General features: G+C 61.0%; 12 protein-coding genes and 1 pseudogene. 3 read left to right on the plus strand and 10 right to left on the minus strand.

Annotated features, from left to right (window positions below; genetic code table 11):
* Nucleotides 1-72: 72 nt before the first annotated feature.
* Nucleotides 73-372, minus strand: coding sequence for a DUF1127 domain-containing protein (locus EV281_RS07960; RefSeq protein ID WP_132652558.1), 300 nt, complete (start codon nt 370-372; stop codon nt 73-75).
* A gap of 207 nt (nt 373-579) precedes the next feature.
* Between EV281_RS07960 and EV281_RS07965 the strand changes: the two genes are divergently transcribed.
* Nucleotides 580-1,539 (plus strand): LysR substrate-binding domain-containing protein, encoded by a 960-nt coding sequence (locus EV281_RS07965; RefSeq protein WP_132652560.1) that lies wholly within the window; start codon nt 580-582, stop codon nt 1,537-1,539.
* A 1-nt stretch (nt 1,540) separates the two neighbouring features.
* Here the strand turns inward: EV281_RS07965 and EV281_RS07970 are convergent, their stop codons facing one another.
* The 4 genes from EV281_RS07970 to EV281_RS07985 all read right to left on the minus strand — a co-directional run bounded on the left by EV281_RS07970 (nt 1,541) and on the right by EV281_RS07985 (nt 4,695).
* A complete protein-coding gene (locus EV281_RS07970; protein WP_184327233.1) occupies nt 1,541-2,182 on the minus strand; it encodes a TetR/AcrR family transcriptional regulator in 642 nt (213 codons plus the stop codon).
* A 259-nt stretch (nt 2,183-2,441) separates the two neighbouring features.
* A complete protein-coding gene (locus tag EV281_RS07975; RefSeq protein WP_132652562.1) occupies nt 2,442-3,317 on the minus strand; it encodes a dienelactone hydrolase family protein in 876 nt (291 codons plus the stop codon).
* 103 nt (nt 3,318-3,420) lie between these two features.
* Entirely contained in the window at nt 3,421-3,837 is a 417-nt protein-coding gene (locus tag EV281_RS07980) for an MAPEG family protein (protein WP_132653212.1), read from the minus strand.
* A gap of 102 nt (nt 3,838-3,939) precedes the next feature.
* Nucleotides 3,940-4,695 carry an SDR family oxidoreductase gene (locus EV281_RS07985; protein ID WP_132652563.1) on the minus strand — a complete coding sequence of 252 codons (756 nt, stop codon included), beginning with the start codon at nt 4,693-4,695 and terminating at the stop codon, nt 3,940-3,942.
* Between the two features lie 100 nt (nt 4,696-4,795).
* Here EV281_RS07985 and EV281_RS07990 point away from each other — a divergent pair, with 100 nt between their 5' ends.
* Nucleotides 4,796-5,710: a LysR family transcriptional regulator gene (locus EV281_RS07990; protein ID WP_184327234.1), complete on the plus strand. Its 915-nt coding sequence runs from the start codon at nt 4,796-4,798 to the stop codon at nt 5,708-5,710.
* Between the two features lie 66 nt (nt 5,711-5,776).
* Here EV281_RS07990 and EV281_RS07995 read toward each other — a convergent pair whose 3' ends face one another.
* Entirely contained in the window at nt 5,777-6,325 is a 549-nt protein-coding gene (locus EV281_RS07995; protein WP_132652564.1) for a hypothetical protein, read from the minus strand.
* Nucleotides 6,326-6,327: 2 nt separating this feature from the next.
* Nucleotides 6,328-7,812 (minus strand): IMP dehydrogenase, encoded by a 1,485-nt coding sequence (gene guaB, locus EV281_RS08000; RefSeq protein ID WP_132652565.1) that lies wholly within the window; start codon nt 7,810-7,812, stop codon nt 6,328-6,330.
* Between the two features lie 487 nt (nt 7,813-8,299).
* On the opposite strand from guaB, the gene EV281_RS08005 reads away from it, so the two are divergent.
* Nucleotides 8,300-9,718 (plus strand): DHA2 family efflux MFS transporter permease subunit, encoded by a 1,419-nt coding sequence (locus EV281_RS08005; protein ID WP_132652566.1) that lies wholly within the window; start codon nt 8,300-8,302, stop codon nt 9,716-9,718.
* Here EV281_RS08005 and EV281_RS08010 read toward each other — a convergent pair.
* The 3 genes and pseudogenes from EV281_RS08010 to EV281_RS08020 all read right to left on the minus strand — a co-directional run bounded on the left by EV281_RS08010 (nt 9,711) and on the right by EV281_RS08020 (nt 12,425).
* Nucleotides 9,711-10,107 (minus strand): annotated as a pseudogene (locus EV281_RS08010) (VOC family protein). The gene EV281_RS08005 and the pseudogene EV281_RS08010 sit on opposite strands and share 8 nt — an antisense overlap.
* A 57-nt stretch (nt 10,108-10,164) precedes the next feature.
* Entirely contained in the window at nt 10,165-10,869 is a 705-nt protein-coding gene (locus EV281_RS08015) for an RlmE family RNA methyltransferase (RefSeq protein WP_132652567.1), read from the minus strand.
* A 2-nt stretch (nt 10,870-10,871) separates the two neighbouring features.
* Complete coding sequence (locus tag EV281_RS08020; RefSeq protein WP_132652568.1) at nt 10,872-12,425, minus strand: Ppx/GppA phosphatase family protein; 1,554 nt, start codon at nt 12,423-12,425, stop codon at nt 10,872-10,874.
* Nucleotides 12,426-12,559: the final 134 nt, after the last annotated feature.

The raw sequence follows: 12,559 nt of genomic DNA on the forward strand, positions 1-12,559 counted from the left end.
TGGCTGGGAAAGCCGATCTCCGGGTTAAGCGGCAGGGCTATTGGCTATCACCCTGCGGGGAAACGCGAGCGTTCAGTCCCTGTAGGGGCGCATGACAGCAATACGCCAGCGGCGCTTGGCCGCCTGCGTCAGATGCTCCGACGGATCTTCAAAGAAGGTCGAAGCGAGAAAGGCGGAGGTCACATCGGCCCGCGTCAGGCCGATATCCCGCAGCTGATTGTCATCAAGGTCGTAAAGCCCATTCACCTGCGAGCGATTGCGCACAATGCGAAGAGCGGTTGCCAGCGGCGCGAAAGCAGCCATGAGACGCTGGGTAAACGTCGGGGCGAGTTTGCCGCAGTCGAGTTCTAGTGTCTGTTCATGAGTGCGCATCGAACTCTCCTTTCTTCGGGGCGCAGAACAGCCCGCCCCGCCTGCGAGGTCGTGCAGGAAGGGTGAAGCTGGTCACAGGGCGGACAGGCAGGGTGTCTGTCCTTCACTTTGCTTGATTTGCATCCCGAAGATGCCAAAGAGCTATTGATCAGTCCAACGAATGTTTCTAATGATTAGCATCAGCGATCTTTATGAATGGACAAGATCATGTCGGCGCCCCTTGATATCGACCAGTTGCAGACTTTCATCGCAATCGTGGACTCCGGCAGCTTCACCAAGGCCGCCGACAAGGTCTACAAGACACAGTCCGCCGTCTCCATGCAGATGCGCCGTCTGGAAGAGCGCATCGGCAAGCAGCTGTTCATCAAGGACGGCCGCGGCAACAGGCTGACGGTCGAGGGCGAAAAACTGCTCAACTATGCACGCCGCATTATTCGCCTGAACAATGAGGCGATCGCCGCCTTTGACGACAACAGGCTGGAAGGCACGCTTCGCATAGGCACGCCCGATGATTATGCCGACCGTTATATGCCCGAGATCATCGGCCGCTTCGCCAAGACGCACCCGAATGTCGAGCTTTATATCGTCTGCGAGCCTTCGGTCGACCTCGCCGAACGCATGCACAAGGGCGAGCTCGATATTGCGCTCGTCACCCACAATCCGCGCGAACGCATTTCGGATGTGGTGCGCACGGAGCCGCTCTGCTGGGTCAGCTCCGCCAATCATCCGATCCGCGACGATGCGCCGGTGCCGCTTGCCGTCGGCCGGCGCGACTGCCAGTGGCGCCAGCTCGCCTGCTCGGCGCTCGACGCAGTCGGCCGCGAATATCAGATCCTGTTCACGAGCTGGTCCTGCACCGTGGTCGCCTCGGCCGTGCTTGCCGGCATGGCGGTTTCGGTCATGCCGGAATCGGCACTACGGACGGGCATGAAGGTCTTGAGCCAGGCAGACGGCTTCCCGGCGCTGCCGCCGGTGCAGATCGGTATCATGAAGCGACCCGGCGTTTCGCTATCGCTGATGAATGCAATCACGGCGCATATCACGGCCTGCCTCGACAACATTACGCCGACGGTCATCGAAGATGGGCTGGAACAGGATGTGAAGACGGGTTACGCCCGACACTATCCGCGGCTCAAGGCTGCGGCCAGCATGATGCCGAGCTGGTAAATTACGCCGCCGAGGCAGATGTCGGGGCAAAGAGGGAAGCACGGATTGCGCGCTTCCACTCCTCGAGGATGCGCTCGCCGAAACTATCTTCACTCAGCACCGCAAGGCGGATGGCCGCGCCGATCAGGTGACTGAAAAGATACGTGCGCGCTTTCATTTGCTCATCGCAGGATTCCGGCGCCAGGCGGCGTACGGCAGCCTGAAAGATCTCAGCGACCTGGCCGCTATGCTCGATGTTCAGGCGCAGGAGATCCTGATCGGTTTCGGTGCCCATCCAGACGCCGAGATAGGCGGCATCGTTGCGGTATTCGGCATAGTACCAATCGATCATTGTCGCGATCAGGTCGAGCGCTTCGTCGAAGGACTGAACGTCTTCGAACATTTCAGTCGTCTTCTGCTGGATCGCTTGCGCATGACGGTCAAACAGCGCTTTGACGATCGCTGCCTTTTCCGGGAAATACTGATAGACCGAACCGATCGGAACTTTGGCGGCGGCGGCCAGCTCGGTCATCCGCATGGCGCTGACGCCTTTTTCCGCGATGATGGTGGCGGCGGCGTTGAGGATCAGATCCAGCCGCTGGATGCTGCGCTCCTGTTTTGGCTTCCTGCGAAGCGCTATGCGATCCAAATTCTCCGCGCCCATGTGGTTCCCATCTGTCTCGTTATTGAGCGGCGGAAGTGGAGTGTCATACCGGCGCGTCGGGCCGATATGACATGCAGGTATTCATCCGTCGTAAATGGAAATGGTCGGATTTTAACCAATGGCAAGAGGTCATGAAAAACGGGGCGTTACGCCCCGTTTTGGCTCCTCACGAAACAGGTCCTTAACAGTTTGTTCAGCAAGGCCCGACTGAGTGTTTGCTGCCCGGTCTTGTCGCCTTACGGCACAATGCTCAGCCCTGTCAGGCAAGATTCTGTTTCAGGAACTCGACAGTGCGACCCCAGGCAAGATCGGCGGCTGCCTTGTCATAACGGGCAGCCGACGTATCGTTGTTGAAGGCGTGGTTGGCGCCGTCATAGATGTAGATTTCGAATTTTTTGCCATTCTCCTCCAGCGCCTTCTTGTAGGCTTCGATGCCGGCATTGATGCGGTCATCGAGGCCGGCATAGTGAAGCAGCAGCGCCGCCTTAATATTGGGCACGTCCGAGGCCGGCGGCTGGGCGCCATAATAGGCGACGGCCGCCTTCAGCTCAGGCGATTTGACCGCAAGGTTGTTGACCGCGCCGCCGCCCCAGCAAAAGCCGATCGCGCCGACCTTGCCGTTTGTCGCATCGAGCTTGGAGAGGTAGACGACGGTTGCTTCGCCATTTGCGGTGACCGTGGCCGCGTCGAGCTTGCTGAACATGTCGCGCGCCTGATCCTCATTCTCAGGCGTGCCGCCCTGAGGCGAGAGGAAATCCGGAGCGAGCGCCACGAAGCCTTCAAGCGCGATGCGGCGGGCGACATCGCGGATATGCGGATTGAGACCGCGGTTCTCATGGATGACGATGACGGCGCCGAGCTTGCCGGGCGCATTCTTCGGCTGCACCAGATAGCCTTTCATATCGCCGCCACTGCCGGGATAGGTAATATCCTGGCCGGTCAGGCGATCGTCATTTTCGGCGACGACCTCGGCGGCTGCCTTGTTGGCGGCAAGCAATGGTGCAATTGCCGCGGCCGCGGTTGCCGAGCCGGCAAGCTTGGTGAGCTTGTCCATGAAGCTGCGGCGATCCAGCGTCAGATGCGTATATTCGTCATAGGCGTTGATCATTGCCTGCGTAATGACGGGCTTTTCCATGACAGACCTCCTCTGTTCCCTACCCCATGCCCAATCGGCAGGAGAGAACATAGGCCAGCGCCTGATAACGGAGGAACAAAACTGTGTTACTGGCGGCTTCAGCTCAGGAAAACAGCATCCAGCCGGCAAGCCAGGCCCACATGCCGGCGAGTACGACAAAGCCAAGGGCAAAGAGCGGGCTGCGATAGCGCAGATCGTTGCTGGTGACATGCACATAGGCATGAGCATAACGCAGGATGACGAACAGCCAGGCCAGCACCATGGCCGCCAGATTGTCGGCCTCGGTTATATAAAGAAGAATGCTGCAAGCATAGAAGAGCACCGGCAGTTCGAACTGGTTGGAAAGGCTGTTCTTGACGAACAGGCATTCGGCCGGTTCGTCACGGTTCTCGCGATAATCGGATCTCTTGATCCGGCCCTCGCGAACTGCCTTGCCGCGACGCAAGCTGAGCAGCCCGTAGAGGATATAGACCAGCAGGACGTGGGCAAGCAGAGGCCAGAACATCTCATAGCCGGTCATCATCATTCCCTTCATTTCGGCGATTGCTGCGCGAGCAGTAGCGGAAAGATCGGGCGGATGCCAGAGCCTGACGGCCCGCCGTGGAGCGGGCCGTCTTCTGTATCAGACTTGAGCGATACCACCGTCGACGAAGATCTCCGCGCCGGTGATGAAGCTCGAATCATCGGATGCGAGGAAGAGTGCCGTAGCGGCGATTTCCTCCGGACGACCGACGCGGCCCATGGGAACCTGCGAGGCCATATAATCCAGCAGGCCCTGCTGTTGTGCCTTGTCCTTGCCGGCTAGTTCGACGAGGCCGGTCGTTTCCGTCGGGCCGGGGCTCAGCGTGTTGATGCGGATGCCGCGGTCCTTCAGGTCAAGGATCCAGTTCCGGGAGAAGTTGCGGATTGCGGCCTTCGAGGCGGCATAAACGCTGAAGGCCGGCGTGCCGGATGCACCCGCAGTGGAACCAGTGAGAATGACCGAAGAACCATGCCCAAGCAGCGGCAGAGCCTTCTGCACAGTGAAGAGCACGCCCTTCACGTTGCGGCCGAACGTATCGTCATACTGTTCCTCGGTGATGGAGCCGAGCGGCGCAAACGAACCGCCGCCGGCATTGACGAAGAGCACGTCGAGACGGCCGGCCTCTGCCCTCACCAGGTCGTAGAGCCGATCGAGATCGGCAAGCTTTGCTGAGTCAGCCTGAATGCCGGTAACGTTGCCGCCGATTTCCGCCACGGCTGTATCCAGCAATTCCTTGCGGCGGCCGGTAATGAAGAGCCGTGCGCCTTCGGCAGCGAAGCGCTTTGCGGTGGCAAGGCCGATGCCCGAGGTGGCGCCCGTGATAACCGCAATCTTTCCATTCAGTCTCTGGGTCATTGTCGTCGTCTCCTGTTGTGTTCGACCGGACTGAAGATGTGGACGGACCTTCTGTTTCTGAATAGAAAGAAATGAAAGACATCATTGCAGGAATGAAACGATGAGCTTTCCGGATTTCGAGGGCCTTGCCATGTTCGCCAAGGTGGCGGAGGAGCGCTCTTTCGCTCGTGCCGCCAAGACGCTCGGGGTTTCCGTGCCGACGGTGTCGCGGGCGATCAGTCGGCTGGAAGAGCGGCTCGGAGCGCGGCTCTTCAACCGCACATCGCGGCAGCTGGCACTGACCGTTTTCGGTCTGCGGCTCGTGGATAGCGCCCAGCGCATCTATGCCGAGGCGGAAGCAGCCGAGAATGCAGCACGCGAACTTTCAAGCCAGCCGCGCGGGCTGATTCGTCTTGCCGTGCCCATGGTCTTCGGACGGCAGTGGCTGGCGCCGATCCTGCCCGATTTCTTCGAACTCTATCCCGAAGTTTCGATCGACATGCACATGAGCGATGCGGTCGTCGATCTCGTGGGTGACGGCTTCGATGCGGCGCTCCGCATCGCGGTGCTGCCCGATTCCTCGCTCGTGGCAAAAAGGCTGACGCCGGTCGCGCCCTTCATTCTTGCCGCTCCCAGCTATCTCGAGAAATACGGCTGCCCGCAGCATCCACGGGACCTCGCGGCCCATCACTGTCTCGGTTACGCCTATCGGCCGCGGCAGGATATCTGGCGTTTCGGCAACAAGGCGGGTGAAGAGGAGATCGTCGTGCCGACCGGGCCGCTGCGCGCCACCAATTCCGAGGCCCTGATTCCGATGGCGTTACGCGGCCTCGGCATCGTCGAATTGCCGGAATTCATAGCTTACGACTATCTTGTCGACGGCCGCCTGAAAGCGATCCTGACCGACTGGACCTTGCCGAAAGGCGCACTTTATTTCGTGACACCAACGGCGCGTGCCCGGCCGGCAAAAGTGGAAGCGCTCGGGGATTTCCTTGCGGCGAGGCTTTCGCAGCCGACATGGCGTTGGCCGCGATAGAGCAGTTCCAGCACTGTTGTGCAGCGGTTTTTGCGTCCGGAATTGCGCGAAGGGGGCTGCGGGCGCTCAGTCTTGGTGCGTCTGGCGGAGAATTGCGCCACGCACGATGAGAATGGCGCAGATGGCGAGGCTTGCGAATTTCAGCTTTGTCATCCACGGCAGGATCTGCGCGGCAAGGGCCGCCGCACCGCTATCGCTGAAGGCAAAAAGGCTTGAGACATTTTCCGCGTAATCGGCAAAACCATAGATGAAGGGCAGGATATAGGTCATCCGGCCGAGCAGGCGGGGTGCCTGCCTGCCACGCCATGTGTCAATCGGCCCGAGCCGCAGGAAAATCAGGAATAGAAGGGCCGTCAGCAGGGCCGGAAAGATGAGTTCCGGGCCGAAATACATAGCCCGGAGAATACGGCTTGCCGTCTCGTTCTGATCGAGCAGCGTCTGCATGTGAAAGACGGCAGCCTCGTCATAGCCCGAGAAATAAGTATCGAGCACCGCCTGCCCCGTCTCATGCTCGAAAGGCAAGGTGAAGCCGAAGGTGGTCCAGCCGAGGACGATGAGACAAAGGGCTGCGAGCAGCGCGATGATCCAGAGCGGAATCGAGCTGCCCATTTTCATTATCAGACACCGACACCCGGATAGTTCGGGCTTTCGCGGGTGATGGTCACGTCGTGCGGATGGCTTTCGCGAAGGCCGGCGCTGGAGATGCGCACGAAGGTGGCGCGCTCCTGGAACTCCTTGATATCCTTGCCGCCGACATAGCCCATGGCAGCCTTGAGGCCACCTGCGAGCTGATGCAGAACGCCCGAGACTGGTCCCTTGTAGGGAACCTGGCCTTCGATGCCTTCAGGCACGAGCTTCAGCGTATCGCGCACTTCCGCCTGGAAATAGCGGTCTGCCGAGCCGCGCGCCATGGCGCCGACGGAACCCATGCCGCGATAGGCTTTGAAGGAGCGGCCCTGGTAGAGGTAGACCTCGCCCGGGCTTTCGTCGGTGCCGGCCAGCAGCGAACCGATCATGACGGCCGAAGCGCCTGAAGCGATCGCCTTTGCCACGTCGCCCGAGAACTTGATGCCACCATCGGCGATCACGGGGATATTCTGCGCCTTTGCCGCCTCGACCGCCGACATGATCGCGGCAAGCTGGGGAACGCCGACGCCGGCGACCACACGCGTCGTGCAGATCGAGCCCGGGCCGATACCGACTTTCACCACGTCAGCACCGGAATCGATCAGCGCCTTGGTGCCGTCATAGGTCGCGACGTTGCCGGCCATGATACGAACGGAATTGGAAAGCTTCTTGACGCGGCCGACGGCTTCCAGAACGCGGGCCGAGTGACCATGGGCGGTATCGACGACGAGCAGGTCGACGCCGGCATCGATCAGCCGTTCAGCGCGTTCGAAACCATCGTCACCAACGCCGACGGCAGCGGCAGCGCGCAGGCGGCCCTGCGCATCCTTCGATGCGTTCGGGTTCAGCTGCGCCTTTTCGATATCCTTGACGGTAATAAGACCGACGCAACGACCCTCGCCATCGACCACCAACAGTTTTTCGATGCGATGTGCGTGCAGCAGGCGCTTGGCCTCCTGCTGATCGACGCTTTCCTTGACCGTCACGAGATTGTCGCGGGTCATGAGTTCGAAGATCTTCTGGGCCGGGTCGGATGCGAAGCGAACGTCGCGGTTCGTGAGGATGCCGACCAGCAAACCGGATTTTTCAACGACCGGAATGCCGGAAATGCCATGCATTTTCATCAGCGCCAGGGCATCGGCAAGCGTCGCGTCGGGGCCAATCGTCACCGGATTGACGACCATGCCGCTTTCGAACTTCTTGACTTGCCGAACCTGCTCGGCCTGTTCCGCCGGCGTCAGGTTCTTGTGAATGACGCCGATGCCGCCGGCCTGGGCCATGGCGATTGCGAGACGTCCCTCGGTGACTGTGTCCATGGCGGCTGAAATGATCGGGATATTCAGCTCGAAGTCCGGTGCGAGGCGTGTTGCGACGCTCGTCTGGCCGGGGAGGACTTCGGAATGACCGGGTTGCAGCAGCACGTCATCGAAGGTGAGTGCGTCCAGTCCGGTTGGCGTTTCTATGATGCGAGCCATGGCCAAATTCCCTCAAGAAAGAAAAATGCGACCCACCCGGTACGAATCGTCCGCACCGGCGGTGTGCATGAGTTTATGGAAGTTGGCGAGGGCTGGTAACACGTCTATGACAGGAAGGAAATAGCAAAAAAGCCAGGCAAACGGCCAAGTCTAATGAGCCGTGCACTCGTTCCGTCGCGCAGAGGACGCTCTAACATATTGAATTTATGCGTCAGGCTTAGTGAAAATCGACTTCGATTTTCGAGCAGATGCTTTCGCATGGGAGCCATGCGCCTAGCTCAGATGTCGAATAGTTCGCCCGGATTTCTTGCCCTGGCCGGGCAAGCATATTTCAAACTCGAGAGACGAAGGTGCCGAACACCGCGTCTCACGCAGTCGTGATCCAAACGGGTAAATGCTACCGATTGGGGGATTGGCAGAGCCCACAACTGAGACTACACAGCACGGGCCTCCCAAGCCTCATCCGCATCCATCAAGGCATTCGCCTATGAACCGCATTGTCCCGCTGATCCTCGCTGTTGCCCTCTTCATGGAACAGATGGACTCCACCGTGATCTCGACGGCTCTGCCGGCGATTGCGGCCGATCTGCATGTCGGGCCGATCACCCTGAAACTCGCGCTCACCTCCTATATGGTGGCGCTTGCGGTGTTCATTCCGATCAGCGGCTGGATGGCAGATCGCTTCGGCGCCAAGAAGATCTTCCGGCTTGCAATCTGCGTTTTCGTCGTCGGCTCCATTTTCTGCGCCTTCTCCTCCAGCCTTGTCGAATTCGTCTTTGCGCGCTTTCTGCAGGGCATGGGCGGCGCGATGATGACGCCTGTCGGGCGCCTGGTGCTGGTGCGCACCACGCAGAAGAGCGAACTGGTCTCGGCCATGGCGCTGCTGACGATTCCGGCGCTCGTCGGCCCGCTTGCCGGCCCGCCGCTCGGCGGCTTCATCACCACCTATTTCAGCTGGCACTGGATCTTCCTGATCAACGTGCCGGTCGGCGTCATCGGCGTGTGGCTGGCGACGATCTACCTGCCGGAAATAGAGGCAACGGCGCCGCCGAAGCTCGACTTCAACGGCTTCGTCCTGACCAGCCTTGCGGCGGCCGGTGTCGTCTTCGGCCTGTCGGTCGTCAGCCTTCCGGCCCTGCCGCCGATCATCGGCATCTCGGCCACGGCAATCGGCATCATCTGCGGCGTGCTCTATGTGCGCCATGCCCGGCGCTATCCAACGCCGATCCTCGACCTCAACCTGTTCAAGAACTCGACCTTCCGTGCCTCGACGACTGGGGGCACACTGTTTCGCATCTGCGTCGGCGCCATGCCCTTCCTGACCCCACTGATGCTGCAGCTCGGATTTGGCCTAACACCCTTTCAATCCGGCCTTATCACATTTGCTGGCGCGATCGGTGCCATCACCACGAAGTTCATCGCACGCCGCGTCTACAAGGCGATCGGCTTCCGCACGACGCTTCTTTGCGCCGGTGCGGTGACGACGGTCGTGACAGCCGTCACCGGCCTCTTCACACCGGATACGCCGCATCTCGTCATCATCGGCGTGCTGCTGCTCGGCGGCTTCTCCCGCTCCTTCATGTTCACTGGCGTCAATGCGCTAGCCTTTGCCGATATCGACGATGCACAGGCGAGCCAGGCAACATCGATGGCCTCGGTGATGCAGCAGATCAGCCTGGCGCTCGGCGTTGCCCTCGCCGCCTCGATCCTGGAAACTTCGATCTATTTCCGCGGCGCCGAACTGCAGATCATCGATTTCCACATCGCCTTCTTCGTCATCGCTGGCCTGACCGTCATCGCAACCATCCCCTTTGCCCGCATGGCCAAGGACGCCGGCGCCTCCGTATCAGGGCACCGCGCCAAGCGCGTGCCGCCAACGATCAACGCGCAACAGGCTGTCAAATAAAGAGTGGTTCTTCGGCTTTCTCACAGACGGCGCACAGCTTGTTGCCGTCGAGATCGCGGACATAGGCTGCGTAGAAATGCGCGTGATAGGAGCGCAGCCCCGGCTTGCCTTCATCGATAGCACCGGCCGCAATTGCTGCCGCATGGAAAGCATCCACCGCCGACCGCGTCTCCGCCTCGAAAGCCACCATGGAGCCGTTGCCGTTCGTCGCGGCGCCGGTTGAAGGGAGTTACCACCCAGAAGCGGCAGCGCGTGTCGCCATCGGCGGCATAGCCGATCTCCTCTTCCGAATAGCGCTGGCACCGGTAGCCGAGCACCGGCAGAACGGCATCATAGAAATGCCGCGCGCGATAGAGATCGTTGGTGCCGAATGTAACATAAAGAAGCATGGGATCGGCGGATATCCAGTCCTGGGCGTCTAATCATTCACAGGACTGACATAAAGATCAAGCGTCCTCGGGCTCGACCTCTGCCTTGCGGCCTTTGAAACCCTTTGCCAGCAGGAACATCTCGACCGATTCCGCACGCGAGGAAGCGGGCTTGACGTGCACGACCTGGCGGAAATGCTGTTTCAGCATGGCGAGCAGATCGCGCTCGGTGCCGCCCTGAAAGGTCTTGGCCAGAAAATGCCCGCCCTCGCCAAGCACTTCGATGGCGAAATGCGCGGCGACTTCGCAGAGATGCATGGTGCGCAGATGGTCGGTGCGGTGATGACCAGTTGTCGGTGCCGCCATATCCGAAATCACCAGATCCGGCGTGCCGCCGACGGCCTCCATCAGCTTTTCCGGAGCCGATGGATCGAGGAAGTCGAGCTGGAGAATCTTGACGCCAGGAAGCTGAGCCATTTCCAGGAAGTCGATCGCGGCAACGCGAACATCCTCGTCGGTCGATCCCGTCACCTTCGCAGCGATCTGCGACCAGCTGCCCGGGGCGGCGCCGAGATCGATGATGCGCTTTGCGCCCTTCAGGATGTGGTACTTCTCATCGATCTCCAGCAGCTTGAAAGCTGCACGGGCGCGATAGCCTTCGAGCTGGGCGCGCTGCACATAGGGATCGTTGATATGGCGCTGCAGCCACTGGCGGGAGGAAGCCTTCAGTTTCTTTTTCTTGACGCGCTGGCCAAGCTTGCGGCCGATCGGTGCCTTGGTCATGCCTATCCCTTATTACCCCGTTGGCCGCGGCGGTTGCGATTCCGACGCCAGACGCCGTCATCGGCCATCATGTCGGTCAGCAGGCCTTCCCTCAAGCCACGATCGGCAACACGCATGCGCGGGCTTGGCCAGCGGCGGCGGATCGCTTCCAAAATGGCGCAGCCGGCGAGCACCAGATCGGCACGATCCGGCCCGATGCAGGGATTGGCAGCGCGGCTTTCGAAATTCCAGGAGAGAAGCTTCGCCTGCATGGCGGAAACTTCGCCGTCCGACAACCATATGCCATCGACCTTGCGGCGATCGTAACGCGGCAGGTCCAGATGCACGCCGGCAAGCGTCGTGACCGTGCCCGATGTGCCGATCAGATGGAAATCGCCGTCCTCGGCAATCTCGATCTCCGGGCAATCGAAATTCGACAGCATGCCGGCGACTTCGCTGACCATGCCCTCGAAAACCTCTGGTGTCACGTCGCGGCCGCCGTGGCGTTCGGAGAGGGTAACGACGCCGACGGGCAGCGAGGTCCAATGGGTGATGTGATTGGCAAGACGGGCGAAGCGGTTGTCGCCGATGCGGATAACGGCAATTTCGGAGGAGCCGCCGCCGATATCGAAGAGCACGACAGAACGCGCCTCACGACCGACCAGCGACGAGCAGCCGGACACGGCAAGCCGCGCCTCGGTTTCACGATCGATGATTTCGAGCTCGAGCCCGGTCTCGACGATCACCCGCTGCAGGAATTCCTCGCCATTGGCCGCTTGGCGGCAGGCCTCTGTCGCAATCAGCCGCATGCGGCGGATCTCGCGGTTCCGGAGCTTGGCGGCGCAGATCCTGAGCGCATCGACAGCCCGCTCCATCGCCTCATCGGAGAGCCTGCCGCTGGCGGCTAGTCCTTCGCCGAGACGCACGATACGGGAAAAGGCATCGACGACGCGGAACTGGCCGGGGCGCGTCGGCTGGGCGATCAGCAGGCGGCAATTGTTGGTGCCGAGATCGAGCGCTGCATAGAGTTCGTCAGGCCAAGGATGTTCGCCACCTGCCCGCTCCTCTTCGGGCCCCGGCTGCCGGCTCCGACGATTTGCCGCTTCGGCGTCATGCACCTCGCGCGGCTGAACGCGCGAAGGCGCATCAGCGCGATGCTCGGCGCGTGCGGAGGGCGGCGCATGCGCGGGAGCCAGCGGCCTGCCCTGCAGGCCCCTTTTGCTGCGATGCTTGCGACGGTTGCGGCGGCTGGAGGGCGAATCGCCGTCCGGCCGTGCTCCATTTGCATGCGCGGCGATCTGGACCGCGGTCTGAGGCTGAGCAGCAATATCAGGCTGGGATGTACCCCGTCCACCACGGCGCCTGCGTTTCCGCTTGCGGGCCGGACTTTCGGCGTCTTCCTTCGGGCGCGCTGCCTCGCCGGCATGGCCGGCAAGATCATGCGAAGCGGGATGAGCGGCGCTGCGGGATTGCCCGCCTCGCTTGCCCTTGCGGCGCCTGGACTTCTTGCCATCCTTGCGCCCTGCCGCCGACGCCCCGTCAAATTGCGGCCTTGCGCCGCCTTCGGGGTCTTCCACGTTCGTTTTCCATCGCGCCGCGCAAGTCCGGAAGGTATGCAGCAGGCGCTCATTCGATTTTTGCGTTGGCGCGAGAATATCAGCGACCGGCAAAATCACCAAATTCTTTTTGATTCCGGATTTTAGACCTGAAA

The organism is Rhizobium sp. BK418, assembly GCF_004341105.1.
GTDB lineage: Bacteria > Pseudomonadota > Alphaproteobacteria > Rhizobiales > Rhizobiaceae > Rhizobium.

Bases quoted from the DNA above. Each gene is read 5' to 3' on its own strand.
- EV281_RS07960 (WP_132652558.1), bottom strand. From the start codon at position 372: ATGCGCACTCATGAACAGACACTAGAACTCGACTGCGGCAAACTCGCC.
- EV281_RS07965 (WP_132652560.1), top strand. From the start codon at position 580: ATGTCGGCGCCCCTTGATATCGACCAGTTGCAGACTTTCATCGCAATC.
- EV281_RS07970 (WP_184327233.1), bottom strand. From the start codon at position 2,182: ATGGGCGCGGAGAATTTGGATCGCATAGCGCTTCGCAGGAAGCCAAAA.
- EV281_RS07975 (WP_132652562.1), bottom strand. From the start codon at position 3,317: ATGGAAAAGCCCGTCATTACGCAGGCAATGATCAACGCCTATGACGAA.
- EV281_RS07980 (WP_132653212.1), bottom strand. From the start codon at position 3,837: ATGACCGGCTATGAGATGTTCTGGCCTCTGCTTGCCCACGTCCTGCTG.
- EV281_RS07985 (WP_132652563.1), bottom strand. From the start codon at position 4,695: ATGACCCAGAGACTGAATGGAAAGATTGCGGTTATCACGGGCGCCACC.
- EV281_RS07990 (WP_184327234.1), top strand. From the start codon at position 4,796: ATGAGCTTTCCGGATTTCGAGGGCCTTGCCATGTTCGCCAAGGTGGCG.
- EV281_RS07995 (WP_132652564.1), bottom strand. From the start codon at position 6,325: ATGAAAATGGGCAGCTCGATTCCGCTCTGGATCATCGCGCTGCTCGCA.
- guaB (WP_132652565.1), bottom strand. From the start codon at position 7,812: ATGGCTCGCATCATAGAAACGCCAACCGGACTGGACGCACTCACCTTC.
- EV281_RS08005 (WP_132652566.1), top strand. From the start codon at position 8,300: ATGAACCGCATTGTCCCGCTGATCCTCGCTGTTGCCCTCTTCATGGAA.
- EV281_RS08015 (WP_132652567.1), bottom strand. From the start codon at position 10,869: ATGACCAAGGCACCGATCGGCCGCAAGCTTGGCCAGCGCGTCAAGAAA.